The sequence below is a fragment of the Humibacter ginsengisoli genome (assembly GCF_054780095.1).
Genome location: NZ_BAAGWZ010000006.1, coordinates 218,619 through 244,892 on the forward strand (window position 1 = coordinate 218,619; position 26,274 = coordinate 244,892).

Annotated in this window: 27 protein-coding genes and 2 tRNA genes; 11 read left to right on the top strand and 18 right to left on the bottom strand. The window is 66.5% G+C overall.

Features of this window, described 5'->3' with window-relative positions; all coding sequences use genetic code 11:
• The first annotated feature begins 95 nt into the window (after positions 1-95).
• Positions 96-1,817, top strand: a complete 1,722-nt coding sequence (locus tag ACYVI5_RS09365; RefSeq protein ID WP_460579953.1) for an FAD-binding dehydrogenase — start codon at positions 96-98, stop codon at positions 1,815-1,817.
• 4 nt (positions 1,818-1,821) lie between these two features.
• On the opposite strand, the gene ACYVI5_RS09370 is transcribed toward ACYVI5_RS09365, so the two are convergent.
• Positions 1,822-2,511, bottom strand: coding sequence for a hypothetical protein (locus ACYVI5_RS09370; RefSeq protein ID WP_460529855.1), 690 nt, complete (start codon positions 2,509-2,511; stop codon positions 1,822-1,824).
• 118 nt (positions 2,512-2,629) lie between these two features.
• Between ACYVI5_RS09370 and ACYVI5_RS09375 the strand changes: the two genes are divergently transcribed.
• Complete coding sequence (locus ACYVI5_RS09375) at positions 2,630-3,499, top strand: acyl-CoA thioesterase (RefSeq protein WP_460529858.1); 870 nt, start codon at positions 2,630-2,632, stop codon at positions 3,497-3,499.
• Between the two features lie 172 nt (positions 3,500-3,671).
• A complete protein-coding gene (locus ACYVI5_RS09380) occupies positions 3,672-4,166 on the top strand; it encodes a QcrA and Rieske domain-containing protein (RefSeq protein ID WP_460579954.1) in 495 nt (164 codons plus the stop codon).
• 94 nt (positions 4,167-4,260) lie between these two features.
• Here ACYVI5_RS09380 and ACYVI5_RS09385 read toward each other — a convergent pair whose 3' ends face one another.
• From ACYVI5_RS09385 to ssb, 4 genes are all read right to left on the bottom strand, one after another.
• On the bottom strand, positions 4,261-4,752 hold the full coding sequence (locus tag ACYVI5_RS09385) for an acyl-CoA thioesterase (RefSeq protein WP_460579955.1): 492 nt from the start codon (positions 4,750-4,752) through the stop codon (positions 4,261-4,263).
• 81 nt (positions 4,753-4,833) lie between these two features.
• Complete coding sequence (ettA, locus tag ACYVI5_RS09390) at positions 4,834-6,516, bottom strand: ABC transporter ATP-binding protein (RefSeq protein WP_460579956.1); 1,683 nt, start codon at positions 6,514-6,516, stop codon at positions 4,834-4,836.
• A 75-nt stretch (positions 6,517-6,591) separates the two neighbouring features.
• Positions 6,592-7,104: a DUF6993 domain-containing protein gene (locus ACYVI5_RS09395; protein WP_460579957.1), complete on the bottom strand. Its 513-nt coding sequence runs from the start codon at positions 7,102-7,104 to the stop codon at positions 6,592-6,594.
• Between the two features lie 174 nt (positions 7,105-7,278).
• Positions 7,279-7,854, bottom strand: a complete 576-nt coding sequence (ssb, locus tag ACYVI5_RS09400; RefSeq protein ID WP_460529873.1) for a single stranded DNA-binding domain-containing protein — start codon at positions 7,852-7,854, stop codon at positions 7,279-7,281.
• Positions 7,855-8,040: 186 nt separating this feature from the next.
• Here ssb and ACYVI5_RS09405 point away from each other — a divergent pair, with 186 nt between their 5' ends.
• A complete protein-coding gene (locus tag ACYVI5_RS09405; RefSeq protein ID WP_460579958.1) occupies positions 8,041-9,048 on the top strand; it encodes an aldo-keto reductase family protein in 1,008 nt (335 codons plus the stop codon).
• A 76-nt stretch (positions 9,049-9,124) separates the two neighbouring features.
• Positions 9,125-9,865: a hypothetical protein gene (locus tag ACYVI5_RS09410; RefSeq protein ID WP_460579959.1), complete on the top strand. Its 741-nt coding sequence runs from the start codon at positions 9,125-9,127 to the stop codon at positions 9,863-9,865.
• Positions 9,866-9,988: 123 nt separating this feature from the next.
• On the opposite strand, the gene nadE is transcribed toward ACYVI5_RS09410, so the two are convergent.
• The 4 genes from nadE to ACYVI5_RS09430 form a co-directional block, all read right to left on the bottom strand.
• Positions 9,989-10,828, bottom strand: coding sequence for an ammonia-dependent NAD(+) synthetase (nadE, locus tag ACYVI5_RS09415; protein ID WP_460579960.1), 840 nt, complete (start codon positions 10,826-10,828; stop codon positions 9,989-9,991).
• A 54-nt stretch (positions 10,829-10,882) separates the two neighbouring features.
• Positions 10,883-11,497, bottom strand: a complete 615-nt coding sequence (locus ACYVI5_RS09420; protein ID WP_460579961.1) for a hypothetical protein — start codon at positions 11,495-11,497, stop codon at positions 10,883-10,885.
• 76 nt (positions 11,498-11,573) lie between these two features.
• Entirely contained in the window at positions 11,574-13,307 is a 1,734-nt protein-coding gene (locus tag ACYVI5_RS09425) for an FAD-dependent oxidoreductase (RefSeq protein ID WP_460579962.1), read from the bottom strand.
• Between the two features lie 159 nt (positions 13,308-13,466).
• The gene (locus tag ACYVI5_RS09430) at positions 13,467-13,862 is read right to left on the bottom strand and encodes a VOC family protein (RefSeq protein ID WP_460579963.1); all 396 of its coding nucleotides are present in this window, start codon (positions 13,860-13,862) and stop codon (positions 13,467-13,469) included.
• 687 nt (positions 13,863-14,549) lie between these two features.
• On the opposite strand from ACYVI5_RS09430, the gene ACYVI5_RS09435 reads away from it, so the two are divergent.
• From ACYVI5_RS09435 to ACYVI5_RS09445, 3 genes are all read left to right on the top strand, one after another.
• Entirely contained in the window at positions 14,550-15,290 is a 741-nt protein-coding gene (locus ACYVI5_RS09435; protein WP_460579964.1) for a phosphotransferase enzyme family protein, read from the top strand.
• A 976-nt stretch (positions 15,291-16,266) separates the two neighbouring features.
• Positions 16,267-16,920, top strand: coding sequence for a hypothetical protein (locus ACYVI5_RS09440; RefSeq protein ID WP_460579965.1), 654 nt, complete (start codon positions 16,267-16,269; stop codon positions 16,918-16,920).
• Positions 16,921-16,975: 55 nt separating this feature from the next.
• Complete coding sequence (locus ACYVI5_RS09445; RefSeq protein ID WP_460579966.1) at positions 16,976-18,196, top strand: HAD-IA family hydrolase; 1,221 nt, start codon at positions 16,976-16,978, stop codon at positions 18,194-18,196.
• A gap of 36 nt (positions 18,197-18,232) precedes the next feature.
• On the opposite strand, the gene ACYVI5_RS09450 is transcribed toward ACYVI5_RS09445, so the two are convergent.
• From ACYVI5_RS09450 to ACYVI5_RS09460, 3 genes are all read right to left on the bottom strand, one after another.
• Positions 18,233-18,949: an HAD family hydrolase gene (locus ACYVI5_RS09450; protein ID WP_460579967.1), complete on the bottom strand. Its 717-nt coding sequence runs from the start codon at positions 18,947-18,949 to the stop codon at positions 18,233-18,235.
• Between the two features lie 174 nt (positions 18,950-19,123).
• A tRNA-Arg gene (locus ACYVI5_RS09455) sits at positions 19,124-19,196 on the bottom strand.
• A gap of 34 nt (positions 19,197-19,230) precedes the next feature.
• Entirely contained in the window at positions 19,231-19,491 is a 261-nt protein-coding gene (locus ACYVI5_RS09460) for a YbbN family protein (RefSeq protein ID WP_460529895.1), read from the bottom strand.
• Positions 19,492-19,591: 100 nt separating this feature from the next.
• Here ACYVI5_RS09460 and orn point away from each other — a divergent pair, with 100 nt between their 5' ends.
• Together orn and ACYVI5_RS09470 are read left to right on the top strand one after the other, a co-directional pair.
• On the top strand, positions 19,592-20,212 hold the full coding sequence (orn, locus tag ACYVI5_RS09465; protein ID WP_460529898.1) for an oligoribonuclease: 621 nt from the start codon (positions 19,592-19,594) through the stop codon (positions 20,210-20,212).
• Between the two features lie 35 nt (positions 20,213-20,247).
• Positions 20,248-20,323: transfer RNA gene (locus ACYVI5_RS09470), tRNA-His, on the top strand.
• 132 nt (positions 20,324-20,455) lie between these two features.
• On the opposite strand, the gene ACYVI5_RS09475 is transcribed toward ACYVI5_RS09470, so the two are convergent.
• Positions 20,456-21,934 carry a protein kinase domain-containing protein gene (locus ACYVI5_RS09475; protein WP_460579968.1) on the bottom strand — a complete coding sequence of 493 codons (1,479 nt, stop codon included), beginning with the start codon at positions 21,932-21,934 and terminating at the stop codon, positions 20,456-20,458.
• A 169-nt stretch (positions 21,935-22,103) separates the two neighbouring features.
• Here ACYVI5_RS09475 and ACYVI5_RS09480 point away from each other — a divergent pair, with 169 nt between their 5' ends.
• Positions 22,104-22,451 carry a metallopeptidase family protein gene (locus ACYVI5_RS09480; RefSeq protein WP_460580578.1) on the top strand — a complete coding sequence of 116 codons (348 nt, stop codon included), beginning with the start codon at positions 22,104-22,106 and terminating at the stop codon, positions 22,449-22,451.
• A 6-nt stretch (positions 22,452-22,457) separates the two neighbouring features.
• On the opposite strand, the gene ACYVI5_RS09485 is transcribed toward ACYVI5_RS09480, so the two are convergent.
• From ACYVI5_RS09485 to ACYVI5_RS09505, 5 genes are read right to left on the bottom strand one after another with little or no spacing between them, the layout of a single operon-like run.
• Complete coding sequence (locus tag ACYVI5_RS09485) at positions 22,458-22,718, bottom strand: hypothetical protein (protein ID WP_460529904.1); 261 nt, start codon at positions 22,716-22,718, stop codon at positions 22,458-22,460.
• Positions 22,715-23,347 carry a nucleoside/nucleotide kinase family protein gene (locus ACYVI5_RS09490; protein WP_460579969.1) on the bottom strand — a complete coding sequence of 211 codons (633 nt, stop codon included), beginning with the start codon at positions 23,345-23,347 and terminating at the stop codon, positions 22,715-22,717. The genes ACYVI5_RS09485 and ACYVI5_RS09490 overlap by 4 nt, the downstream gene beginning before the upstream one ends.
• Positions 23,334-24,113, bottom strand: a complete 780-nt coding sequence (locus ACYVI5_RS09495; RefSeq protein WP_460579970.1) for an energy-coupling factor transporter transmembrane component T family protein — start codon at positions 24,111-24,113, stop codon at positions 23,334-23,336. The genes ACYVI5_RS09490 and ACYVI5_RS09495 overlap by 14 nt, the downstream gene beginning before the upstream one ends.
• Positions 24,110-25,606 (bottom strand): ABC transporter ATP-binding protein, encoded by a 1,497-nt coding sequence (locus ACYVI5_RS09500; RefSeq protein WP_460579971.1) that lies wholly within the window; start codon positions 25,604-25,606, stop codon positions 24,110-24,112. The genes ACYVI5_RS09495 and ACYVI5_RS09500 overlap by 4 nt, the downstream gene beginning before the upstream one ends.
• A complete protein-coding gene (locus ACYVI5_RS09505; RefSeq protein ID WP_460529916.1) occupies positions 25,603-26,223 on the bottom strand; it encodes an ECF transporter S component in 621 nt (206 codons plus the stop codon). Before ACYVI5_RS09505 ends, ACYVI5_RS09500 begins: the two co-directional genes overlap by 4 nt.
• Positions 26,224-26,274: the final 51 nt, after the last annotated feature.

Sequence of the window (26,274 nt, forward strand, 5' to 3'; positions counted from 1 at the left end):
TGGTCAGTTGACCAACTTGTTATCCGACACACGTCGTAGAGCCTGCTGCTCCACGCGATACTGGGACGACGCGATCCGATCGAAGGAGACCCCGGATGCCGACGGCCAACACCCCTATTGACCCGCCCGGGCGGTCGGCCGAACCGGCAGACCGCCCCGTGGACCTCAGCGGCGAGTTCGACGCCATCGTCGTCGGCGCGGGACTGGCGGGCCTCGTGACCGCTTCAGAGCTGCTGGATCGCGGCAAGCGGGTGGCCGTCCTCGAGCAGGAGCCATCCCAGTCGCTCGGTGGTCAGGCGTTCTGGTCGTTCGGCGGGCTGTTCCTCGTGGACTCCCCCGAGCAGAGACGCATGGGCATTCACGACTCCATCGAGCTGGCGCGACAGGACTGGTTCGGCACCGCAGGCTTCGATCGCAACGAGGATGCCTGGCCGCGCCGGTGGGCCGAGGCGTACCTTCAGTTCGCAGCCGGCGAGAAGCGCTCGTGGCTGCGCTCGAAGGGCGTGAAGCTCTTCCCCGTGGTCGGGTGGGCGGAGCGCGGGAGCGGCACCGCAGGCGGACACGGCAACTCCGTGCCGCGCTTCCACATCACGTGGGGCACAGGGCCGGGTCTGTTGCGTCCGTTCATCGAACGCGTACGACAAGGCGAGCGAGAAGGCAGAGCCGTGCTGGCCCACCGGTACCGCGTCGACGGTCTCATCGCCGCCAGCGGCGCTGTGATCGGAGTGCGCGGCAGTCTCCTCGCTCCCGACGGCATGGAACGCGGTGTCGCCAGCAACCGCGACGTGGTCGGAGAGTTCGAACTCCGCGCACCCGCCGTCGTGATCACATCCGGGGGCATCGGCGGCAACCACGACCTGGTGCGACAGAACTGGCCGGAGCGGCTCGGCACTCCCCCGGCGCACATGCTCGCCGGAGTGCCCGCGCACGTGGACGGACGGATGATCACGATCGCGGAGGATGCCGGCGCGCGCGTCATCAACGCCGACCGCATGTGGCACTACACGGAGGGCATCCAGAACTGGAACCCGGTCTGGCAGAACCACGGCATCCGCATCCTCCCGGGTCCGTCGTCACTGTGGTTCGACGCGGAAGGGAACCGCCTGCCCGCCCCTCTCTTCCCCGGCTTCGACACGCTCGGAACGCTCGAGCACATCCAGCGCACCGGGCATGATTACACCTGGTTCGTGCTGACTCAGAAGATCTTGGAGAAGGAGTTCACGCTCTCCGGCAGTGAGCAGAACCCCGATCTGACCGGCAAGGACGTGCGACTGCTGCTGCAGCGAGTCAGGCCGGGAGCGCCAGGCCCGGTCGAGGCGTTCAAATGGCACGGCGCCGACTTCGTCGTGGCGTCCACCTTGCCCGAGCTCTTCAGCGGCATGCGCGAGCTGGCGGACGTGCCCTTCGACGAGAACGCGATCGAGCGAACCGTGCTGGAGCACGACCGGGAGCTCGACAACACCTTCTCGAAGGACGCTCAGCTCACCGCGATCACCTCCGCCCGGCGCTATCGCGGCGACAAGCTCATCCGGGTGGCGTCACCGCACAAGTTCCTCGACCCGGGGTCGGGTCCGCTCATCGCCGTCAAACTGCACATCCTCACCCGCAAGACGCTCGGGGGCATCGAGACCGACCTGGAGGGGCGCGCGCAGAACGCCGCGGGCGAGGCGGTGCGGGGGCTCTACGCGGCGGGCGAGGTCAGCGGCTTCGGCGGTGGCGGAGTGCACGGTTACCGCTCCCTGGAGGGCACCTTCCTCGGCGGATGCCTGTTCTCCGGCAGGCAGGCAGCCCGCGGCGTTCTCGCCGACCTCGGCTGACCGTTCAGCCGCGCAACGACCAGGCGGGACGCTTCACGAGCACGTGCCCGCGCCGCAGTGTCAACCGCGTCCACGGGCCCGTCTCGTGCACCGTCACAGGCTCGTCCTGCTCGACGATGAAGCCGAGCGAGTGAGCGGCGAATCCCGCTCCCGTCGCGACATATTCCAGTTCCGGCATGGGCCTGCCCCAGACCTCACCGCGAACCCGCTGCACGAGCTGCTCCCCCGCCTCATGCGGGATCGCCTCCGCCACCTCGGCGACACCATCCACGGCCGCGCGCTGCAGTACGCTCGCCGTCGTCTCGCCCACCCGGCGCCAGCCGCCGCGCGGCGGAGTGATGCCCGCCCACGTGACCGTGCTCACCTGGAGCGGAAGCCGAATCCCGATCGGCGCGGCCTCGCCCTCGGGCTGCGGCGGAGCATCCGCCGCCCGTGCCAGCCTGTCCAGCAGAGACCGGGTCGGAACGACCGCGTCGAAGGTGGCATCCCTGTCGGTGGCGAAGGTGCGTAAGCCGAGCACGGTCGGGATGTGATCGAGCAGGCTGCGCGGGTACAGGATCGCCGTGTACGCGGCGAGAACGCCCGACCCGGCGACCAGCCGAACGGACCCGTCTTCGACGCGTCCGGCGCGCGACAAGTACACCTGGAGGTCGGAGACCGCGAGGGCGTCGACCAGGGAGAAGAACTCACTCATGTGCTGTCTAAACTAGGGCACATTGCGCCCGTCCATCGGCCGCGCGACGTCCGACTACGCCGCCGGCTCTGACGCGTCGCACTTCAGACGCGCATCCCGCCCGACGACGAGAGGCACCATGACGAAACCCCTCGACGGCCTGCTCGCCGCCCTCGATCTGACCGACACCGGCGCGCGCACCGACGAGGACATCTTCACCGGAACCAGCCAGTGGATGCCGCACGGTCGCGTATTCGGCGGACAGGTGCTCGCGCAGTCCCTCGTGGCCGCCATGCGCACGACGCCGGATGAGCGAGCGGTGCACTCGATGCACGGGTATTTCCTACGTCCGGGCGACGTGAACCAGCAGATCACGTTCTCCGTCGACCGCATCCACGACGGCCGTTCGTTCTCCACGCGCCGCACGCAGGCCTACCAGAACGGCCTTCCGATCCTGTCGATGATCGCCTCGTTCCAGGCGCCAGACGGCGGACTCGATCATCAGGTCGACATGCCGGCGGATGTTCCAGACCCGGAAGAACTGAAGAGCGACACGGAGCTGCTTGCCGGCTTCGAGCATCCGGTGGGGCGCTACTGGCGAGAGGAGCGGCCGTTCGATCTGCGGCACATCCCGTCACCCGTGTACTTCACAGTCGAGGGCGACCACGTCGCGCACCAGGCGGTGTGGTTCAAGACGCTCGGCGCACTTCCTGATGACGAGAACCTGCACCGCGCGGCGCTTGCGTACGCCAGCGACTACTCGATACTCGAGCCCGTGATGCGACGCCACGGCGTGGCGTGGGGAACACCGGGACTCAAGATCGCAAGCCTCGATCACGCGATGTGGTGGCATCGGTTCAGCCGGGTCGACGAGTGGCTGCTCTACGTGCAGGAGTCACCGAGCGCGACCGGCGGACGTGGACTCGCGCTCGGCCGCATCTACAACCGGGACGGGATGCTCGTGGCCAACGTCGCACAGGAGGGCATGCTGCGCGTTCCCCAGACGTAGCCGAGATCACCGCTCATAGCGATCGCCCGGGCGAGTCAGAGGAACACCCGGCATCGTAGAAGTCACGACCGACGCTTTCGACAATCGCGGCTTCGCCGCTCATTGGCTCAATCGGCCCGGTGCGCGAGCAGGCTCGCGTCACTCTCACCTCAATCACCTTTAGGAGACCCGGATGTCCGGAATCCCGCACGTTCCCTCGCCCGCCGTGATCACCCGCAGGGCCGCACTCGGCACCGCAGTCGGCGCCGCCGGTGTGTGCGTGCTCGCGGCGTGCTCCTCGCCGGGTGCGGGCGCAGGCTCGGGCGAATCGGGCAACGGTGGTGCCGGTGCGGGGAGCTCTGGCGGTTCGGGGTCGGACAGCACCTCGGGCCCGAACGCTGCTGACGGCATCTCCCTCAGCGACATCCCGGTCGGCGGGGCTATCTCCGCCACCTACAAGGGCGGCCCGATCGTGGTCGCGCAACCGGAGTCCGGTACCGCCGTGGCGTTCTCCGCGATCTGCACGCACATGGGCTGTGTCGTGGCGCCGGCCGGCAAACAGTTCGACTGCCCCTGTCACGGTTCGGAGTTCAGCGCGAGCACGGGCGATGTCATCAGAGGTCCCGCCACCAGGCCGCTTCCGAAGCTCAACGCAACGGTCTCCGGCGGCAAGGTCACCATTTCTTAGAGGCGACTGAGGCGAGAGTCGAGCGAGCTTGCTCGGTCGACCGAGCCGATGGAGCCTCTGAGCGGCAAGGCCGCGATAGAGGCGACTCGCCCGCTCAGCGCCGGTGGAAATGGATCGGCGGCTCCTCGTAGGGAGACCACGCCTCGCGTTCCCGCTCGTTGATGCGGCGGGGACGGCCGGACTCCCGATCGACAAGTACCAGCGTCGTGGCGGCTCGCGCGTACAGCACGGAGGGTTCGACCCCGGCCGGCGACCAGACCTCGTAACAGAGTTCCATGCTGGCGCCACCGAGCCTCGCAACCCACAACTGCACGTTCAACGGCTGCCGCTGGTACGGGATGGGCACCAAGTACTCGATCTCCTGCCGAGCCAGCAGGCTGAGCGTGTCGGCACCCGGCCTGCTGTCGAGCACCGCGGTGGACGCACCGAACGCTTCGCCGGCGTCGACCTCCGCACCCTGCTCGTCGGGAGTCCAGAACGCGAGGATGCGCGCCTCTTCGAGCAGGCGCAGCATCTCCGCGTTGTTCACGTGACCGTAGGCATCCAGATCGCTCCAGCGCAGCCGGATCGGCACGTTCAGGCGCACGGTCAGTCCCGCGTGTTCGGGTCGAGCCTCAACCCGACTCGATCGGCTCGGCAATGCGAGCGAGCTCTCATTGCTCTCTCCTCAGTCGCGGGTCAGCTTGCGGTAGGCGGAGCGGTGCGGCTTCGCGGCGTCGGGGCCGAGACGCTCGATCTTGTTCTGCTCGTACGCCTCGAAGTTTCCCTCGAACCAGTACCAGTCGGCTGGGTTCTCGTCGGTGCCCTCGTACGCCAGGATGTGCGTCGCGATGCGGTCGAGGAACCACCGGTCGTGCGTGATCACGACTGCGCAGCCCGGGAACTCGAGCAGCGCGTTCTCGAGGCTCGACAGCGTCTCGACGTCGAGGTCGTTCGTGGGCTCGTCCAGCAGCAGGAGGTTGCCGCCCTGCTTGAGCGTGAGGGCCAGATTGAGACGGTTCCGCTCACCGCCGGAGAGGACTCCTGCCTTCTTCTGCTGGTCAGGTCCCTTGAATCCGAAGGTGGAGACATAGGCGCGGCTCGGCACCTCGGTCTTGCCCACCTGGATGTAGTCGAGGCCGTCGGAGACGACCTCCCAGAGCGACTTGTTCGGGTCGATGCCGCCTCGGGACTGGTCGACGTAGGAGATCTCGACGGTCTCGCCGATCTTGAGGTCTCCGCCATCCAACGGCTCGAGTCCGACGATGGTCTTGAACAGCGTCGTCTTGCCGACACCGTTCGGGCCGATCACGCCGACGATGCCGTTGCGCGGGAGCGTGAAGCTGAGTCCGTCGATGAGCTGACGCTCACCGAATCCCTTCCGCAGGTTCTTCGCATCGATCACGACCTGACCGAGACGCGGCCCCGGCGGAATCTGGATCTCCTCGAAGTCGAGTTTGCGCGTACGCTCCGCCTCGGCGGCCATCTCCTCATACCTGGCCAGACGCGCCTTCGACTTGGCCTGGCGCCCCTTCGAGTTGCTGCGCACCCAATCAAGCTCATCGGCGAGGCGTTTGGCGAGCTTGGCATCCTTCTTGCCCTGTACCTGCAGGCGCTCGCGCTTCTTCTCGAGATAGGTGGAGTAGTTGCCTTCGTATGGGTAGAGGTGACCGCGGTCGACCTCGGCGATCCATTCCGCCACATGGTCGAGGAAGTACCGGTCGTGGGTGACGGCGAGCACGGCGCCGTGGTACTGCTTCAGGTGCTGCTCGAGCCAGAGAACGCTCTCGGCGTCGAGGTGGTTGGTGGGCTCGTCCAGCAACAAGAGGTCGGGCTTCTGGAGCAGCAGTTTGCAGAGCGCGACTCGGCGTTTCTCACCTCCGGAGAGAACGGACACCGGTGCATCCGACGGTGGGCAGCGCAACGCGTCCATCGCCTGCTCGAGCTGGGAATCGAGGTCCCATGCATCCGCCGCGTCGATCTGCTCCTGAAGCGTGCCCATCTCGGCCAGCAGTGCATCGAAGTCGGCGTCCGGATCGGCCATGGCGGCGGAGATCTCGTTGAACCGATCGACCTTGGCCTTGATCTCACCGACGCCCTCTTGCACGTTCTCGAGCACGGTCTTGGACTCGTCGAGTTCGGGCTCCTGCATGAGGATGCCGACGCTGTAGCCCGGCGTCAGCTTGGCCTCGCCGTTGGAGGGGATGTCGAGCCCCGCCATGATCTTCAGGATCGTGGACTTACCCGCTCCGTTCGGGCCGACCACACCGATCTTCGCGCCCGGCAGGAATGCCATGGTGACGTCGTCGAGGATGAGCTTGTCGCCCACCGCCTTTCGGGCGCGGACCATCGAGTAGATATATTCGGCCATGCGCTCCAGTCTATGGGCGGGCGCCCGGTGCCTCGCCCGGCCGGCAATCCGTCAGACAGCGAATCGCGCAGCCCCTCACTGGATGGGAACGGTGTCGCCGATCAGGCACTTTCCGGTGCCCAGCACGGGCGCCACGGTGCTGTGGTACCCGCCGATATCGTCGCCGAACTGCCCGATCAGGCATCCGCCGTTGATGAGAACGGAGAACTGAACCGAACCCGGCGTGAGGTTCACGGTGGTCTTGTCCGCCGTCATCTGCATGTTCGCCTTCACGAAGCCGGCGGCCGCGAGACCGTCGACGAACTGCTGCGCCGTCGGATTCTTGTCTGCCGCGATCGTGCGGTTGTTCACGTAGTCGAAGAACGCGAGGTTCTGCTTCGCCGTGCCCTTCGGGTTCAATGCCGGTAGCGCGCTCGAGGTCGGCGTCGGTGCCGATGATGTCGTCGAGACGGATGCCGTCGGAGTGCGTGCCGGTCCCGCCGGCTGAGCGGTGCATCCAGCGAGTGTCAAGACGACTCCGAGGCCGAGCGCGACGGATACCGCGGCGAATACTCGCGATGTCGCCCGCGGCGTCGAGCCACCAGCCACCGATCCGACTCCCCTCCCGCATGTGCACCCGTGCGAAGCACAGGCGCGCGAGAAGTCTAGGGTGCCCAGATCAGTCGCGCACAACCAGACATACACGGCCCGCACATGCACGGCCCAGAGATGCATGGCCCACACCTGAACGACCCAGTGCGGCCCAGGTCAGAGATGCACAGATCAGAACGGCGGCTCCGCATCGGCGAACTCGAGTTCCGCCTGCACCGCCTCGGCATCGTTCCCTGAACCGTGCGCGACGTAGTCTGCGCCGCTTGTCGGCGCTTCTGCAGATCCGTGCGCTCCTCCCGGCAACGCCCAGCCGTCGGAGTCCACGACAGGCTGATCGGCCGGCGCCTGAGAGCCACCGACTGCTGCACCGCCTTCTTGGCTGGAAGAGCCACCGGCGGTCTTCGTGAACGAACTCGTTCCGAACGCCAGATCGTGCCCGATGCCCTCCGCCACGATCTCCACGGCGGTTCCGTGCTTGTCTTCCTTCTCCCAGCTGCTTACGCGCAGCCGGCCGGTGACGACGACCCGGTCGCCCTTCACGAGCGACTTGGCGGAGTTCTCCGCCAGCCATCGGAACGCCACGATGGTGTACCAGTTCGTCTCGCCGTTCTCCCAGCTACTGGCCTCGCGGTTGTACTTGCGCTGCGTCGAGGCGAGCCGGAAGGTCAGCCGTGCCAGGCCGTTGCCCACGATGTTGAGCGTCGGCTCCGTTCCCACGTGGCCGATCGCAGTGATGGTGTCAGGCATCTTCGCGCCTCCTCTTTCGGTGTTCTTCGAGTGGATGCGGCCGCGATGCGCTGGCCGCATGTCCACAGTGCGCGTACCGAAGCCGGCATCGGGGCGTCGTGGCGCGAACGGTGGGAACGCTGCACGACACGCAGCCTGTGGACGGAGAGGAACGAACCAATCGGGCGGACTCAATAGCATTCAGGAATGCCTTACGTTCCCGCAGACCACCGCTATGACTCGATGACCTACCGCCGCACCGGCCGAAGCGGCCTCGACCTTCCCGCCGTCTCGCTCGGCTTCTGGCACAACTTCGGCGACACGAGGCCGATCGACACCCAGCGCGCCATCGTGCGACGCGCGTTCGACCTCGGCATAACGCACTTCGATCTCGCCAACAACTACGGGCCGCCCGCGGGGTCGGCCGAACGGAATGTCGGACGCATCCTCGCCGAGGACTTCGCCGCATACCGCGACGAGATCGTGGTCTCGACGAAGGCCGGCTACCACATGCACCCCGGGCCGTACGGCGAGTGGGGTTCCCGCAAGTACATGCTCGCTTCGCTGGATGCCTCGCTGAAGCGCCTCGGGCTCGACTATGTCGACATCTACTACTCGCACCGCCCCGACCCCGACACGCCGATCGAGGAGACCATGGGGGCGCTCGCCACCGCCGTGCGGCAGGGCAAGGCGCTCTACGTCGGGGTGTCGAACTACAGCCCCGAGCAGACCCGGGCGGCCGCCGCGGCCCTCGAGGCGGAGGGCGTTCGCCTGCTGATACACCAGCCCAGCTACTCGATGTTCAATCGTCATGTCGAGAACGGTCTCCTTGACGTGCTGACCGAGCTGGGCATCGGCTCGATCGTGTTCTCGCCGCTGCAGCAGGGTCTCCTCACCGACCGCTACCTGACAGGCGAGGTTCCGGATGACTCCCGAGCGGCGACCAGCGTCTTCCTGCGTCCCGAGAACATCACCGTCGAGTACCTCGACCGTGCTCGTGCGCTGAACGAGATAGCCGCGGGGCGCGGGCAGTCGCTGGCGCAACTGGCGCTCACCTGGGTGCTCCGGCATCCGCAGGTGACGAGCGCGCTGATCGGCGCGTCCAGCGTCGTTCAGCTGGAGCAGAACGTGGCAGCCGTGCACGCCGCGCCGTTGACGCCGGACGAGATCGCCGCCATCGAGCCGTTCGCCGTGGACGGCACGGGTCGCCGATAGATCCGTCACCGGCCCAGTCGCCGACGCCCGGCACGCCTTCCACGAGATCGTTTGCGGCGCAGGTAATCTGCGCAACATGCAGTGGTGGAATGACTTCTGGGGGTGGCTCACGTCACAGGACGCGCAGCCGGTGATCTTCACCGCGGTCGTGCTCCTCGTGTCCATCGTCGTTGCCGGGTTGTTGTCGGCGTGGATCGCTCGTGGAGCGATCAGGGGTGTGCTCTCGCGTGCCGAACGCGAGCAGAAGGCCGCCGCCGTCGCTGCCCTCGTGGATGCCGCAGTGGAGGCATCCGTCTGGAATTCGCTGACTCCGGCCGAGCAGGTGCTCTCGGACCGCTCCGTTGGGCAGGCGGACATCCTGGTGCGACTGCTGCCGCTCAAGGGCGCGGCCGCCGCAGCCGACTGGGCTGCCCATCAGCTCGCAGAGCTGAAGCGCAACTCGGCAACCTACGGCTACAACCTGGAGCCGGCGATCATCGAGTTCCGCGACCGCCTCGTCGAGTGGCAGAACAAGCCAAGGCGTGCCCGCAGATTGTTCCTCGAAGACCTGGAGCGCTGGAGGTTCGAGCGCACCGCGACCGACGAAACGGCATATGCGGACCAGGATGCCTGGGTTGCGCGGCAGCACCACGAGCGGAACGCGCCGCCCTCCGACACCGCGCCGACGGCCTTGCTGCAGTCCACCGCACGGGCGGGGTCGGACACTGCGCCCGATGACGCCCCCGGCGGCACCGCAGCGCTCGACGACTACGACACCGTCGCGACCCCGGTAGGGGCCTACGCGTCGCGCAAACCCACCGGTCTTCAGGAGGACTGAATCGCCAAGTCTGATTGCCCGGCCGCAATCGAGGAGTGAGGGCCGCCATCTTGTGTGGCGGCCCTCACCGCATCCAGCGACTGGGATGCGCTAGTCCGGGGCCCGGGTAACCCTCCGGCGGAACTACTCCTCGAAGACCGGTGTGCGCCACCACGCGTCGAACGGCGACGCCGGTACGTGGCGCTTGTGCTCCGTCGCGAGATACTTGGCCTCGATCGCCTCGGCGACCGCATCCGGAACATCCTGACCCTGCAGGTATGCGTCGATGTCGCGGTAGCTGATGCCGAGGTTGTCTTCGTCGGTCTGCCCGGGAGTGTCGTCGAGCAGATCCGCGGTCGGCGACTTCTCGTAGAGCCTTGCCGGTGCGCCGAAGTACTCCAGGAGCTGTCGTCCCTGGCTCTTCGTGAGTCCGGTGAGCGGAGTGAGGTCTACGCCACCGTCGCCGTACTTCGTGAAGAAGCCCGTCACCGCCTCGGCGGCGTGATCGGTTCCGACCACGAGCAGCGCGCGCTGGCCGGCGATCGCGTACTGGGCGACCATACGCATCCGTGCCTTGACGTTCCCTTTCGTGAAGTCGAGGATGCGCTCCTGCAGAGCATCCCCGAACTCGTCCGCGACTCCGTCCACTCCGCGCTGCACGTTGAATGTGACGACCTGCTGGGGTGCGATGAAGTCCAGCGCGAGCCGGGCATCCGCCTCGTCGGCCTGTACGGCGTACGGCAGCCGCACGGCGACGAATTCGGCGTCGACTCCGGCTTCCCGCAACCGCTCGGTGGCGAGCTGGCAGAGCTTTCCGGCGAGCGTCGAGTCTTGTCCGCCGCTGATGCCGAGCACGTACCCGCGGGCGCGCGAACTCCGCGCATAGTCGACCAGGAAGGCGACACGAGCTTCCGCCTCGGCGGCCGGATCGATCGATGACTTGACATTGAGTTCGCGGATGATCTCCGCCTGAAGTTCGCGCATACGTTGAACTTTAGGACGAGCATGTTTCAGGCAGGCAACGGGTGGACAGCGCGTTCAGCGATGTGCCGACGCGTCGATCTGAACCGGGTATCCGGCCGTCAGTACCGCGAGCGTGGCCGGCGGAGTGATCACGGTCGCCCTTCCCGAGCGGGGACGGGTGATCGGTGGACCGTAGCCGTCCGGCGACCATTCCACGAGAGCATCGCCGAGCACGAGCCTCGGAGTGTCCCGTTCGAGAACGAAGGCGCCGTCAGGCAATCCGACGTAGGGCCTTTCGTGCAGCCGCCGACGATGCGTGCGCGGGTACAGCCGCTCGGCGTGGAGTCGCGCGTTCACGGTACCTGCGGACGGCCGCGGGCCGCCGAGCGCATCAGTCCACGCATCCAGGTAGGAGCCGTAGGAGCCACGGCGGCACTCGGCGCACGGGCGGTGGCCGGCGGCGAAGCCAACGGCCTCGTCGTGGAAGAACAGGAACGTGTAGTGATGCGGCGCCCACTGCGGCTGCCTGATGCCGCGGAACTCGAGCTCGCAGATCAACCAGAGGTCGCCGGAGTGGAACCGCACGATCTCGTGTCCCTCATGGATCTTGCCGCGATTGCCCGTCCACCTACCCCGGAGCGACGTCGCCACGATGTCGCCGAGCGGCGTCACCCGATTTCGTTGCGGCATGCGCGCCTCCTGGCGGTGATGACGATGATCGCAGCCACAGCCGTGGAGCTTCGAAGCTGATCGGCGCCCGTGGTACTCACTCTGAGCCTCGAGGGCCGGCTGCTGCAGCAGCCGTCGATTCGAGACCACTCCGCGTGCGTGCGGCCGGGCGCCTGGGGGGAAGCAGGTTGAAGCGCAGCGGCGTCTCCTTCCCGAGCACGAAGACTTCGAAGGCATGCTTGAAGAAGGCCTCCACCGGAGTAATGCCCTGCAGCACGAGGTCGATGTGAAAATGCACCCACAACTGCAGCCAGCAGGCGTCATGGGCCCAGATGAAGGAATGCACGATGCTGTTCCGGCTCAGCTGCCTCTGCGCGGCCCTGTGCATCTGCTGCTTCGAACGCTCCTTCCGCACGGCGAGGTGGTAGACGGCCAGGTCAGCGGCGTTGGTGGCACGCATCGGACCGAACGTCGTCCACAGTGCGGTTGAGGAGGCGAGCACAGGGAAGTCCGGAACTATGAAGTGGTTGTACAGCTTGGCGTTCGGGTCAAGGGTGACGGCCGTCCCGTCTTTCGTCAATCGCAGAGTGTCGATTCCGGTGCTGTTGCCGGTGGCCCAGATGACGACGTCGGCCGGCAAAGAGGTGCCGTCCTCGAAGACGAGCTGGTCGTCCTGAAAGCGCACCGGGTTGCCGATCGTGTAGGGGACATTACTCAGCTCTCGGCGCTGTGTAGGGCAAAGGAGCCCACCGTGGAAGCGCGTGAAATCGGTATGTGGATGCCCGACCGCGTGCAGGTAACCCGAAGACCAGTGCAGGATGGCCCCGAAGCGCCGCGAGACCCCGGTGAACAGCACCGTCGCAAGATACGTGAGGCCACGCAACTTGTTCATTGGTGACGCGTTGTGAAGCAAGGCTTCGTACTTGTAGAACAGGTACGGCCGACGCATCACCCACGTGAAGTTGTCATATCCACCGCGCCGGAGACCCAGCGCGACATCACAGGCCGCTTTACCGGCGCCGACGACCACGACCTTCTTGTTGTCGCGCACGATCTCGTCGAATTCCGCATCGGAATACGACACCGTATGCAACTGCCGTCCGCGAAACTCCGCCGCGCCCGGCAGCTCGGGAATCGAACCGACGGCCGCCATGGATGCCCAGATCACAAGGTCATAAGGGCCAGCGGACCGTGCTTCGCCGGTTCCGCTATCGGTGATCGTCAACGTTGCGGTGTGGTTCGCGGACGAGTAATCCACCGACTGGACTGTGCTGTTGAGCTGGCACCGCGACTTCAGATCTCGTGCGTCGGCGAAGCGATGGATATAGCGCTCCACCTCTTCGGCCATCACCTTCCCTCGCTGCACGTCAGGGTCTTCGCTATACGGAAACCCGTCGAACGAGGTGACGGTCATGCTGCCGTGGATCTGAAGGCCGTGGTAACGCAGGTGCGGGCTCCACGTGCCACCGATGTCGCCGAAACGCTCGAATACGTCGACTTTCTCAACTCCGATCTCACCAAAGCGCTGAAGGCACTGCAGGCCGCTCCATCCGGCACCGATGATGGCAATACGAAGATCGGCCGGCGAGCGGCGATAGCGCAGCGTCCTGCGCCACAGCCGGCGGCCGACGATCGCAGCGAGGAGAAGCGGGGACAGCGCCAGCACGATCGCGTAGAAGACCACGCTCGTTGCGGCCACGAGCACCCAGCCGGCCGGTGCCCACCACGGCCAGCACTCGACCGGTGTACCGATCTCCGAGAACGGCGTGACCTGCCTCGGTACATCGAAGTGCGGCTCCGCCTGATCCGGCACACCACTCATGGTTCCCATGGCCGGATGTTACTGCTCTGGCAGCCTCACCATGCCCATTCATCCGCGCACCGAGCCCCAGCGTCGTACAGCGAACGCCGTCCTCAGCGCGGGTTCGCGTCGTCGACGGTTCAGAAGTGGGCCATGACGACGGGCGAATCCCGGGCCGCGCGATTCCCGTCAGAGCCCGGGGTTGTGCGCGACCTCCCATCTGAATCCGTCCGGGTCGGCGAAATAACCGGAGTAACCGCCCCAATCACGTTTCACCGGAGGCGCCGGAATGCTCGCCCCAGCAGCCTTCGCCTCACCGAGCACGGCGTCGACCTCTGCCTCACTGCCCACATTGTGCGCGAGGCTGAACGGCATGGCTCCAGGCACACGCCCGATCGGACCGAGTTCGCCAACTGCCTTGTCTTCCTGCCAAAGAGACAGAAGCACACCCGGGGCAAGCCGCACCATGACGACCTCTTCGGGAGCTTCGAACTCGACCCGCCAGCCCAGTCCTTCGATGTAGAACCGGCGGCTTGCGGCCAAGTCGCGAACGACGAGCGAAAGGAGAGTAAGGCGCGGTTCCATACCCCCAGCGTGATTGGGGTACATAGACATTGTCCAGCGCCAGAACTAAGTCGGACGGTTTTGCTCACTCACGGTCGTTTCAGAGCTCGAGGGCGGCAGCGCCGTCTGGTTCTGGAGGCGGGCCGTCGGCGAGGATTGCGTCGACCATGTGCATGGCTCTGCCACGCAGGTAGTCGCCGGGATAGAACTCTCCGTAGAGCGTCTCGGCCTCCTTCCGCGTGGTCGGTCCGCCACAGACCCGTGAGCAGCCGGATGTCCCGGGTGTCCCGTCCGGCTCACCGCGACGAAGACATCGAACCAGCGGAACCGTGCACGTACGGGACCCGATTGCGGACAGCTCGGAGAGCAGTGCGAGCCTTCACTGATAATCTCCAACCGCTTAACCGGGAGGCCGAAGTATGGGAACCAGTATCGGAAGCTTGGTCGCCGTGTTCGCCACGCTGTTCGTGGTCGCGATCGTGGTAGTCGTCGTCGCCCGTCGCAGGCGATAGAGCAGCCGAAACAAACGCTGCCGAGTCGCTCATCGCCTAGAAGCTCTCAGTGGACGGATTCTGGCACCGGAACCCGGGGACGAATCCTCTCGGGGTCGCCTAGATCAAGCGCTGCCGTATCAGTGCTTGACTATCGACTGTGACGCCTCGACCTCAGCTTGAAATGTTGTGGGAGGCCGTCGACTCGAATGAAGCGTTGACGACCCGATTCGGGCTCGTGGACTCGAACGACGCGACTTCTTGGCTCGGTGACACGCTCCGGCACGCCTGGGGTCTATCCCTCCAGAGTTGCGATCGCCTTGTGATCAGCGCGGACAAGCTCCTGGCCTGGCTAACCATCGACGGAATAGGCTTGATCGCCAAATGCGCCATCAACCCCGCGCTGTTCACCCGGCTAGCCGAAGTCGACGCGCTCATCACCTGGCTCGACGGCGAAGGCATCCCGGTCGCTGCTCCCCTGCCCGCGTCCGACGGACGCTTGCGCGTTGACCGTGACCGTTACTCGATGAGCCTCTATCCACTCGTGGACGGGGAACTGCTTGATGTGAACGACGAGAACCAAGTCGCGGCCGCCGGCCGCATGCTCGCGACGCTACATCGCGTGCTGTCCGCCTACCCAAAGCCCTTCGCTGGCGTGCACGCTCCGGAGGGACAGCAGTTGGTGCACGGCGACTTCCGATCCGCCAACGTGCTTTACAACGGCGGTGTCACCGCGGTCCTTGACTTCGACGAGGCGACACATCGCAGCCGAGCTGAGGAACTGGGGCGGTCGGCGGTTCTGCTCGGCACCCGTTATCACAACTGGCAACCGCTCCCGCCAGCGGTGCGAGCAAAGTTCGTCACCGCATACAGCGACACCTGCCCGCTGACGGATGCCGAGTGGGATGAGTACGCCCGCGTCGTCGCCGGGGTCTCGGCGCACTTCGGATGGGCCTGAAGCAGTACCCGCACACGTTCGATAGCAGGTCCCCCACGCGCACCGATCGCCCGCCACCTCCGCCCACGACCACGGCATCACTTCCGGGTCGGACGTGCAATGTGTCGAGATCTCAGCCGCGCCAGCGTCGCGCAGCGACACGATTGGGCGTGATCGATCGAGCAAATTGCCCGAACTTCTAATCTCTTGGTCGCAGGTTCGATTCCTGCCGCACGCCACCCGACGGGACATCGAGCCAGCAAGACAGTGCACATAAGAGACAGCGAACATAGGCATTCCGCCGCCGGGCGGGTCATTGCGTGGCTGACGGTGTAGGGATCGTGGTGTTTGCTGGCGACGGGGCAGCCGGGGCGAATGGCCCAGGCTCGCCATGCCAAACCTTGACCCTGCCGTCAATGCCGAGACGTGCATCGGCACTCCACCACGTTTGCGTACCGCACGCGCCTTGCACTTGCGTTTCTTCCAGTCGCACCGTACTGCTACCGTGCAGTTCCGCCGCGTTCGCCGATGTCACTGTCAACGTGTACCGGTCCTTGGGGGGCGGGTAGCTCACATTCGGGATGACGAGCTGAAGGATCGCGCTGTCTTGCGCGCTGGTCACACATCGGCTGTCGAGGCACGCTCGCACTGTTGCGCCAGGATGTGCTTGCAGCCAAGGCGACACGTCCAACCACACCCCTGGCGGATATGCGGCCGCTTCCGAGCATGCCGTGGGGCTGCATCCTGTCAGCATCGGCATCACGACCACGCCGAGGAGGGCGACCACCGCTGCTATCCGTCGCACAACACCGTCCGCCCTTCCCCTACAACTCGTGTGATTGGATGCCCGAGCCCCCAATTCAGGACCGTACCGTCGAATCAGACCGGTACGCCCAGCGGCCCGCACACAACCGAAAACCCGCTGAAGCGAAAGCACGGCACGCAAGCGGATCCCCGTTTGAGGCATCGCGATGTGCGACCTGACTACCATCGGGCCATGCGCCTTTACGTCCATGGTGGCGGCCGTACGGGTGCTGACGCGTGGCCGAGCGCCACTCGTGAGGATGCGGTGTTCGCCGAGTTGGACACCACGACTCGGGCCGCTGAGCAAGCCGTCGCCCTGTCGCGGATTCAGGTCCTCGGCCCCGCGTCGGTCATTGCGCACTCGTTCGGTGCCGTCCCGGTGCTGATTGCGTTGCGCGACGCTCACATGAGCATCGACCACCTCGTGCTGGTGGAGCCCGCCCTTTACGACATCGCGCGCGGCGATCCAGCGATCGAACATCACATCTCGGCCATGTCTAAAGCCAGGCAGCATGCCCACGAGGGTGACCTCGTCGCGTACTGGCGGATCGTTCGCCCACTCATGTTCGGCGGCCCGTTCGCACGCGAGAAGTGGAACTCCGAACAGATGCTGGCTCGCCGATTCTCACATCAGACACCACCCTGGGGACACAGCATCGCCCCCGAGGTCATCGAGGGCGTCCACACTCTCGTTCTCACCGGTGGGTGGAACGCCGAGTACGAAGCCATCGCCTCAACCCTGACCGGCCACGGCGCCACCCGCATCCGGTTAGAAGGCAACAAGCACCGAGTCCAAGACCACGCCGACTTCGAACGGGTTGTTGCAGACTTCATCACTTCCCGATGATCCAGCCCTCAGCTTGCGGGAATTGATGGCCTCGGTGCAGCTCTAGGCTCGAGTCGTGTCACTCATCGCGTTCGATCTGGATGGGACGCTCGTCGACCAGGCCGCCGCGGCTGCGGCGTGGACGGCCGAGTTCGTGGCACGGTGGGCGCTCCCCGCCACTGCGACCGAGATAATCGCGTCCGCGCTGTCGGCCCGCAGACCGAAGGGTGTCGTATTCGATCAGATCGTTTCCGCCTGGTCGCTGCCGGTCAAAGGTCACGAGGTCTGGGCGGAGTACCGTGAACGTCTCCCGAAGCTCGTTTCGTGCACGGACGCGACCCAAGAAGCTCTGCGGCACCTGCGAGCCGCCGGCTGGGCGCTCGGGATCGTCTCGAACGGGGTGGCAGACAACCAGGAAGGCAAGATCCGGAACACCGGTCTGGCGGAGCTTGTCGACGGTTGGGTGGTGTCCTCCGAAGTCGGTGTCCGCAAACCCGACCGGGCAATATTCGAAGCACTCGCAGAGAGGCTTATGTGTCAGCTCGACGGTTGGATGGTCGGTGACAGCCTGGAACACGACGTGGCCGGTGGCGCTGCGGCCGGACTTGCGACAGTCTGGATCGACCCGATCGGAACCATCCGTCCGAGTTGTCGAGCCCACTCTCACTGCGCCCTCAGTTGCCGACGCAGCTGCAACTATCCTCGAGCGAACAACGCATTAGGACTGATTGGCACGCGGATCCCCTTACGTGCCTCGTCACCTTCGGCCTGGCGTTACGGTGTTGCGGTGGAGATCAGCGTTCGGCGTGCGCAGCTCAGTGATGTTCCCGGGCTTGCACGCGTTCATGTCGAGTCTTGGCGTGAGACTTACCGCGGGCTGTTTCCCGATGTGATTCTTGACGATCCCACCGCAATTGAACGACGGGAACGGTTCTGGACTGCTGCGCTCACGGACGAGCGATACGCCGGCAACCGTGCCGCGACTGCGCTTCTCGACGGCACCATCGTGGGTGCGGCAATGGCGGGGCCCGCTCTCGATGAAGATGCTACTTGGGACACGCAGCTCTATGTTCTCTACACGTATGCCGCTGTCCATGGGCAAGGTGCGGGTGAGGCGCTTCTCGATGCAGTCCTCGATGCGGATGCACTGGCTGCCTTATGGGTGGCAGACCCGAACCCACGCGCGCAGGCGTTCTATCGCAAACACGGCTTCCGAGCCGACGGACATTCCAAGATCGAAGATGACGTACGCGAAATACGCATGATCCGGGCCCCTGCTGACGTTCGTCCGAAATAGTCGGCTTCAGGGTGCGCGAGCCCACATAGCGATCGATCAGCGAGCCGGGTGGTCTTCACCTGAGTGCGAGCGGCCACCGCTTTCGACGATCTGGTTCGCAGCGTCGGTCAGGGTGCAGTTCGGGCCTATGTGGATCGCACGGATACCAACTGCCTCAGCTCCGCCAATGTCCGCAACAGGGTTGTCGCCAATCATCCACACGTCGTCGCCAGCACCCGCGATCTCAATCGCGTGCTCGAAGATGCGCGGGTTCGGCTTCTCCGCGCCGACCGCTGCGCTCGTAACGGTCCTGTCGATCAAGGGGGCAAGACCAAGGTCAGCAACGAGTTGGGGCAGCTCTGGCGCGTGGTTGCTGAGGATCACGTTCCGATACCCCGCGGCAGCGGTGGCGTTGAGCGCTGGCACTGCGCCCGGAGCGGGCGTCCATGCGGTCGGACGGTAATACTCGCGTGGGATGGCAGCGATCGCGCGTTCCGCGTCGTCCGCGGCCACGCCTGCGTCGATGTACGCGCGAAGAAACAACGAATGCTGCGCGGCCCACCAGGCGGCGGCGGACTGCGTCACCCGAACGACGTCAGGCGCGTACCATGGGAACCCCACCGAGAGTTCAGTGCGAAAATCCGCTGCGCTGAGGCCAAGTTCGGGAGCGATTGGCAGCAACGCGCGCTCCAGTGTCGAAGACCAGAGACCATCCCGCGCTGCAAGCGTGCCATCGAAGTCCCAGAAGACAACGCGTTCCGTCCCGTGCCGCACGTCGTCAGACTATGCGCGGATGAAGGGAACCACAGAGCCAAGAAGACCCACGGATCGAAATTGGCAATGCACGCGCACTTTCAGTGGGTCCCTGTCATTGCCTCCGCAAGCACAGGGGTTGCGCGTAAATCTCCCTGCATGGGAAATCGATGCGGCCCGAGATCGTGGAGTCCGTGCCCCCGGCAGGAATCGAACCTGCGACCAAGAGATTAGAAGGCTCCTGCTCTATCCGCTGAGCTACGGGGGCTCAGTGCGACACTCAGGTTACCGCAGGCCAGCACTCAGACCGCTTTGGCGGCTGCCACGAGCACCTGGGCGAGGTTGGGCACGCCTTCCGCCCTGAACACCTCAGCACCCTCAGCGTTCAGCACGATCACAGTCGGTGTGGAACGGATGCCTGCAGCCTGCGCCCGCTCCTCGTGAACCACGACATCGAACTCCGTCACCCGGGCGTCCGGCACCAACCGCTCGGCCTCTGCGAGTACGCCCCTCGTCTGCAGACACGGCTCACAGAACGCCGACGTGTACAGGTGCAACTCCACGAACGCGATTGTAGATCGCGTCGCGCTTCCAGAGGACAGCGTACGTGCGCGGCTTACGGTCACAGCAGACGCGTCGGAGGCCGCCGATAGACTTCACCGCATGCCGACTGCGAATGACGCCCTCGTCTGGATCGACTGCGAGATGACCGGGCTCGACCTCGAAAAGGACGAGCTCGTCGAAATCGCAGTGGTCATCACCGACTTCGACTTGGTGCCTCTCGACTCCGGCATCGACATCGTGATCAAGCCCGACCAGAGCGCACTGGAGAATATGGGCGATTTCGTGCGCAAGATGCACACGACGAGCGGACTGATCGAGGAGATCCCGAACGGCAAGAGCCTGGCAGAGGCCGAGTACGAGGTGATGGAGTACATCCTCCAGTACGTCCCCAGCGAACAGAAGGCTCCGCTGGCCGGGAACTCGATCGGCACCGACCGGATGTTCCTGGCCAAGTTCATGCCGCGGCTCGACGCGCACCTGCACTACCGGAACGTGGATGTCTCGTCCATCAAGGAACTGGCGCGACGGTGGTTCCCGCGCGTCTATTTCAACGCCCCCGAGAAGAACGGCGGGCACCGGGCCCTTGCGGACATCCGCGAGTCGATCCGAGAGCTCGACTACTACCGGCGCGCCGTGTTCACACCCGAGCCCGGCCTCAGCTCGGACCAATGCCAGAAGATCGCCGACGACGTGGTGAAAATCTGGACCCCTCGCATGTAATACAATCGTGTGGTTGCCCGCACGCGGGCGGCATGGTGGGTGTAGCTCAGTTGGTAGAGCGCCTGGTTGTGGTCCAGGAGGTCGCGGGTTCAAGCCCCGTCACTCACCCCAAGGAGAGCCGAGAGCAGTGTGAGCTTGCTCGCACTGCCGAGGCCGACGCAGGGGTCGCAGGCGCTCAGCGCCGATCACCCCGAGGAGAGCCGAGAGCAGTGTGAGCTTGCTCCCAAGGTAGACGGCTCGGATTCAGGCCGCTGCCGGTGCGCGCAGGGCGGCCGCATCCCAGCCGAGGACGAGCGCGGCGAGGTCTGCCAGGTCGTGCAAGGTGTCGACATGGGCCGAGTCGATCGGACGCGCCGCCGTGTCAGCGACGCAGAGCGTGCCGATCGGCTCATCATCCTCCGATTGGACCGGCACCGCGGCGTAGAAGCGCAGCTGTGCCTGACCCGTGACCAGGACGTGATCCCGCACACGCACGTCGAGTGAGGCGTCTTCGACGAGGAGCGTCTGGCCGAGATACGCCTCGCTGGTGCAGACGCCCTCCCACTCGCTCGCCCGCTCCGGGCTGACACCTCGGTGCGAGAGGAAGTGGACGGATCCACCGCGCACCATGCTCAGGACGGCGACCGGTACGCCGAACGTGCGCGCCGCGATGCCGGTGATGCGGTCGAACGCGTGCGCCAGCGACGGCCCGGGCACCCTCCCCGTCGGAGCCGCGCGGTGCCTGCTGCTCTCGGCGAGCTCCAGCTGACGCAGCGCCTGCACAAGTTCGCGGCCGACCGGACGATCGACGGGATCGCGGCTCGTCATCGCGGCCAGCAGCATCCGCCAGGCGTCGGGCAGGTCGTCGGGGATCTCCGGATCCGACGTCAGACGCGCGAGCGCTGACTGCACGGGGGTACCGGGGAAAGTCAGCTTGCGCGTGTGGCATTCGAGCAGCACGAGGCCGAGGGCGTACACGTCGCTCGCGCCGGTGAGCGCGTCGCCGCGAGCCTGCTCGGGGCTGAGGTACGCGGCCGTGCCCGTCGTGACGCCCTCCATGGTCGCCCGCTCGGCGCCGGTTGCCAGCGCGATGCCGAAGTCGGTGAGTCGTGCTCTGGTGCGGCCGTTCTCATCGGAGACGACCAGCACGTTCCCGGGCGTGAGGTCGCGGTGGATCACGCCGCGGGCGTGCACGTATTCCAGCGCCTCGGCGAGGTCGCATCCGATCTCTGCGATGTGGCGCAATGAGAGCTCGGTGCGCTCGAGATGCCTGCGCAGGTCGACGCCGTCGACACGTTCCAGCACCAGGTAGCGATGCGGCACGCCCTGCGGGTCCGGCGCGATTCCGGCGTCGATGAGGGTCACGATCGCGTGATGGCTCAGGCCGGCGAGCACGTCGATCTCCGCCTCTTGCCGGGTGGAGTCCTCGCCGGAGATCGCGTGCTTGAACACCTTCACCGCGACCTCGCGGCCGATGTGCTCGTCGATCGCCTGGTACACGACCGACATGCCGCCCTCGCCCAGGGTGCCGATGATCGTGTATCTGGAGGGCGGACGGCCGCCCATCACGCCAGGCACCGACTGCAGTCCGCCGTCGGTCGCCGGGTCTGTGATCGTCGTCATGAACCCGTCACCGGTATGGCCATCGGCGACCGGCCCGGTGTGAGCGCCACCGGTGCGCGCGCCGCTGGGACCGGTCGCCAGGGCAGCACCGAAGCGCGGCAGGGACTGAGGGTCGGTCATCGGGTCCTCGGGGGGCTGGTCCGAAAAATGAATTCGGAGACGGTCTGGCGGGGGCCACCGGTCGAACGAGTGTACCCGCTGCTCCCGGCCCTTCGCCGGGGATTGCCTGAGATGACGTCGACCGCTAAGCACGGGCGCCTTGCGTCGTTCATGGCACGCTGGGTTCGTGATGAGCATGGAAGCGGATGCCTTCGAGCGCCTCGTCGTCGATGAGCTCGATGCGCTGCCCGATGAGATGGTCGACGGTCTCGAGAACGTCGTCTTCCTCGTGGAGGACCGCCCGGCCGACGGGTCGCTGGACCTGCTCGGGGAGTACGACGGCATCGCTCTCACCGAGCGGGACCGGTACGGCTTCGGTGAGGTGCCCGATCGCATCCTGCTCTACCGCGAACCGCTGCTCGCGATCTGCTCAGACGAGAAGCAACTGCGCGACGAGGTGCACGTCACGCTCGTGCACGAGATCGCGCACTTCTACGGGATCGACGACCATGAGTTGCACGAGCTGGGCTGGGCGTAGCCCGGCTCAGCGCGCGGGGTCGTCCTCGGGGTCGCTCTCATAGGGGTCGCTGTCGGGAGCGTCGAACGAGTACCTCACGTGCAGCTGCCCGTGCACCTGACGGCTGTCGAGCGCCCTGTACTCGAATTGCGACTCGATGCCGTCGATGGCGGCATACGCACTCACCGTCTCGTCGTACTTGCCGCCGATGAGGTAGCGCCGGTCTGCCGTGCCCGCGAGGGGCCCGTCCACGTATTCGACGATGTACTCGGTAGCCGTGTCGCTCATGGCACCACGGTACCGCGGGAAAAGCCCTCGGTCGTGGTAGGTCGTGATCCCGCCGTCGTGTCGATGACGACATCGGCCAGCGTCGCGGGAGCTTCGCGGCCGACGAAACGCTCCCACTGCCGCTGCCAAGTGTCCCAGTGCGCGTCGAAGCCGCCCCCGTCGCGGGACAACGCCCTCCGCTTGCGCACGTCGTCGGCGGCGGTGAGCCAGATGCGCAGATCCGCGAGAGGTGCAGCGTGGCGGCTGAGGCATCCGCAACCCTCGATGATCAGTGGATGCTCCGCCGTTACGCGATGCCACTCGGCAGGCTCCGACGTCGCCCAGTCCCATCTCCGCCAACGGCCGGCGCCTTCCGTGCGAAGCGGCACCAGCAGTTCGTCTGCGAGCTGGATGGATGCCGTCTCCAGGCCCTCCCAACCCGGATAGAGATCGTCCATGCGAACGAGCCGCGGCGGGCGATCCGGCCACGCGGCGACGAGCGCATCCGCGAATGTGGACTTGCCCGCGCCGCTCGGCCCGTCGATGAGCACGATCGGATGCTCGGCTCGAGCCGATGTGCGTGCGATGAGGTCGCGCACCGTCTTCGAGTCGGCCCGCCCTCGGGATACCGCCGCCTCAGCCGATGACAAAGCGCCAGCTTCCGGTGATCACGGACACCGTGACCGCGAGTGCGGCGACGAGCACGCCCACACCGAGCACGACCCAGTCGCGGGCGCCGAAACGCGAGGGTCGCGCCCAGGTGCGGGTGACGGTACTGCCGAATCCTCGTGCCTCCATCGCGGTCGCGAGGGAGCTCGCGCGCCGGATCGAGAGCACGAACAGCGTGAACGCCTGACCGAGCGCCCGCTTCACCGCGCCGCGCCCGGCAATCCCCCGCGCTCGCCTGGCCAAGCCCAACGCGCGCCAATCGTCGGCGAACAGGCCGAGCAGCCGGAACGCGGCGAGGGCGCCCAACACGAAGCGTGCGGGCAGGCGGAGCACTTGCGCAAGGCTGTCTGCAAGGTCGGTGGGATCGACCGTGATGAAGAGCAGCACGGCGGGCACGCCGACGGCGAGGATGCGCAGGGCGGTGGCGATCGCGAGTCCGACCGAGCCGTCGCTGACCTCGATCAGCCACCAGTGCAGGTAGATCCGGCCCGACGACTGGCCGTAGAGCAGGGTGGTCAGCCCGGCCAGCGCGGCCGCCACCAGGATCGGGCTCAGGCGAAGTAGAGCGGCGCGGAACGGGAATCTCAGGCACGCCAGCAGCGCGCACTCGGCGGCGAGTGCCACGGCGGCCGAGACCCAGTCGATGCTGGCCAGGAGCGCAAGCGCGATCGTGAAGGCCGCGCCGAGCTTCGCCACCGGGTTCACCGAGGCGAGGCGCGTAGCGCGCAACGGCTCTGTGAACGTCACGGCGTACCGACCAGCCGTCCGGCGACGGTCAGCTCTCTGCGCTCCGCGCAAAGGGCGGTAACGAGCTCGAGGTCGTGGGTGGCGAACACGAGTGCGCTTCCGGCGTCGCGCACCTCGGCGAGCAAGGCGACGAGTTCTCGCCAGGTGACGGCATCCTGTCCGAATGTCGGTTCGTCGAGCACGAGCATCCGTGGTGCCGTGACGATCGCGGTGGCGACCGACAGCCGGCGCTTCTGGCCGCCGGAGAGGGTGAACGGGTTGGCACGGGCGAGGGCATCCAGTCGAAGGCGGACCATCACGTCGTCGATGATGCGGTCCGCCTCGGGGCCACGGATGCCCGCTGCTCGCGGTCCGATGGTGAGCTCGTCCCGCACTGTGGCGGCGACGAACTGGTGCTCGGGGTTCTGGAACACCGATCCGATCCTGGTGACCAAGGCGGACGACTTCCAGCGGAACGGCGATGCCGTCAGTCCGTTCCGCAACTCATCCGACGCCGCGACGCCTCCGTCGATCGGTGGGAGGAGCCCGCCGAGCGTGAGGGCGAGCGTGCTCTTACCGGCGCCGTTCGGTCCGGTCAACGCGAGGGCGGAGCCCTCCTGCGCCGCGACATCACCGACATGAATTCGCGGACCTCGTGGTCTGCCGACGGTGAGGTCGTCGCCGGTGAGCAGAACGCCGCCCGGCGTTCCTGGTCGCCGTATGGCCTCCCAGCGAGGCGGCCTGTGTTCCCGGGGCAGCCACACCCCCGCCTCGGTGAGCTCGGTACGACTCCTCTCGAAGACGTCGTCCGGGCGGCCGTCGGCGAGGAGCCCTCCTCGGCCGTCGAGCACGACGACTCGGTCGACCAGGTCGAGCCAGATGTCGACCCGGTGCTCCACGACGACGAGCGTGGCACCGCTGGCCTCGAGCGCCAAGCGGACGGCGTCCCGAACCTCGACCACGCCATCCGGGTCGAGATTCGCAGTCGGTTCGTCCAGCAGCAACGCGCCGGGCCGCATCGCGAGCAGGCCGGCCAGCGCGAGGCGCTGCTTCTGTCCTCCACTCAGCGCCGATGTCGGATGCCGCAGGTCGATATCGAGTCCGACGGCATCCAGAGCTGCGTGCACCCGGGGCCAGATCTCGGCACGGGGCACTCCGATGTTCTCGCACGCGAACGCCACGTCGTCGCCCGCGCGGGCGAGCACTGTCTGGGACTCGGGATCCTGCAGCAGCAGCCCCGCTCTACCTCGCACCGCTGCGGGTTCCGCGCCGTCGACGAGCAGCCGTCCTTCTGCTTCTCCGTCGTCGTCACCACCGAGCACCCCTGCGATACCGGCCAGCAGAGTGCTCTTGCCCGATCCCGACCCTCCGAGAAGGAGGATGCGCTCCCCCGGCGCCACGTGCAGGTCGAGGTGACGCACGGCCCAGGCCGCGCGCCCGGCATGCCGCCAGCCCCACCCGGCCGCTTGAATGGCGGCCGGGCTTCCGTCCACGGCCCCGCGGGAGCGGCTCACACCCGCTCCGTCACCTCACGGCCGGCGCCGAATCTGCTCAGGGCCCCGGTCTTGGCAAGCCCCTTCACGATCGCCCAGGAACCGAGGCCGCCGATGACCGCGCCGGAGAGAATCGTGCCCGCTGCATAGACGACCGCGAACGACGCCTTGGCCCCGGGATACCAGACCAGCAGGTCGAGCACCGACTCCCCGACCCCGGCTCCCGCACCGGCGATGAGAGCCACGACCCAGTTCCATCGCGCGTACAGCACGATCAGGAAGACGAGTTCGGCGCCGGCGCCCTGCACCAGCCCGGAGAGGAGCGTGAGGGGGCCCCACTGCGTGCCGATCAGTGCCGAGACGGTCGCCGCCACGAGCTCGGTGAACAGCGCGGCACCGGGCTTGCGAACGACGAGTCCGCCGAGCACGCCGGCGAACAGCCAAGGACCGTTGATGATGCCCTGGAGGCCGGGAAGCGCCGCCGTGATCGGTGCGCCGACGGGGTTGGATGCCTGATCCCACACCCAGAAAACCAGTCCGGCGACGACCGCGAGGACTGCGGCGACGACGATGTCGACGACGCGCCAGCGGAGAACTCTGCGGGTGCGCCCTGGGGTGGTTGCGATGGTTGCGTGCACGATTCGTGCCCTTTCGTTCGCTCAAACGTGGGCACGGGTGGATGCCCCGCA

Excerpts from the sequence above, each read along its gene's own strand:
- ACYVI5_RS09365 (WP_460579953.1), top strand. The coding sequence starts at position 96 with ATGCCGACGGCCAACACCCCTATTGACCCGCCCGGGCGGTCGGCCGAA.
- ACYVI5_RS09370 (WP_460529855.1), bottom strand. The coding sequence starts at position 2,511 with ATGAGTGAGTTCTTCTCCCTGGTCGACGCCCTCGCGGTCTCCGACCTC.
- ACYVI5_RS09375 (WP_460529858.1), top strand. The coding sequence starts at position 2,630 with ATGACGAAACCCCTCGACGGCCTGCTCGCCGCCCTCGATCTGACCGAC.
- ACYVI5_RS09380 (WP_460579954.1), top strand. The coding sequence starts at position 3,672 with ATGTCCGGAATCCCGCACGTTCCCTCGCCCGCCGTGATCACCCGCAGG.
- ettA (WP_460579956.1), bottom strand. The coding sequence starts at position 6,516 with ATGGCCGAATATATCTACTCGATGGTCCGCGCCCGAAAGGCGGTGGGC.
- ssb (WP_460529873.1), bottom strand. The coding sequence starts at position 7,854 with ATGCCTGACACCATCACTGCGATCGGCCACGTGGGAACGGAGCCGACG.
- ACYVI5_RS09405 (WP_460579958.1), top strand. The coding sequence starts at position 8,041 with ATGCCTTACGTTCCCGCAGACCACCGCTATGACTCGATGACCTACCGC.
- ACYVI5_RS09410 (WP_460579959.1), top strand. The coding sequence starts at position 9,125 with ATGCAGTGGTGGAATGACTTCTGGGGGTGGCTCACGTCACAGGACGCG.
- nadE (WP_460579960.1), bottom strand. The coding sequence starts at position 10,828 with ATGCGCGAACTTCAGGCGGAGATCATCCGCGAACTCAATGTCAAGTCA.
- ACYVI5_RS09420 (WP_460579961.1), bottom strand. The coding sequence starts at position 11,497 with ATGCCGCAACGAAATCGGGTGACGCCGCTCGGCGACATCGTGGCGACG.
- ACYVI5_RS09425 (WP_460579962.1), bottom strand. The coding sequence starts at position 13,307 with ATGGGAACCATGAGTGGTGTGCCGGATCAGGCGGAGCCGCACTTCGAT.
- ACYVI5_RS09430 (WP_460579963.1), bottom strand. The coding sequence starts at position 13,862 with ATGGAACCGCGCCTTACTCTCCTTTCGCTCGTCGTTCGCGACTTGGCC.
- ACYVI5_RS09440 (WP_460579965.1), top strand. The coding sequence starts at position 16,267 with ATGCGCCTTTACGTCCATGGTGGCGGCCGTACGGGTGCTGACGCGTGG.
- orn (WP_460529898.1), top strand. The coding sequence starts at position 19,592 with ATGCCGACTGCGAATGACGCCCTCGTCTGGATCGACTGCGAGATGACC.
- ACYVI5_RS09475 (WP_460579968.1), bottom strand. The coding sequence starts at position 21,934 with ATGACCGACCCTCAGTCCCTGCCGCGCTTCGGTGCTGCCCTGGCGACC.
- ACYVI5_RS09480 (WP_460580578.1), top strand. The coding sequence starts at position 22,104 with ATGAGCATGGAAGCGGATGCCTTCGAGCGCCTCGTCGTCGATGAGCTC.
- ACYVI5_RS09485 (WP_460529904.1), bottom strand. The coding sequence starts at position 22,718 with ATGAGCGACACGGCTACCGAGTACATCGTCGAATACGTGGACGGGCCC.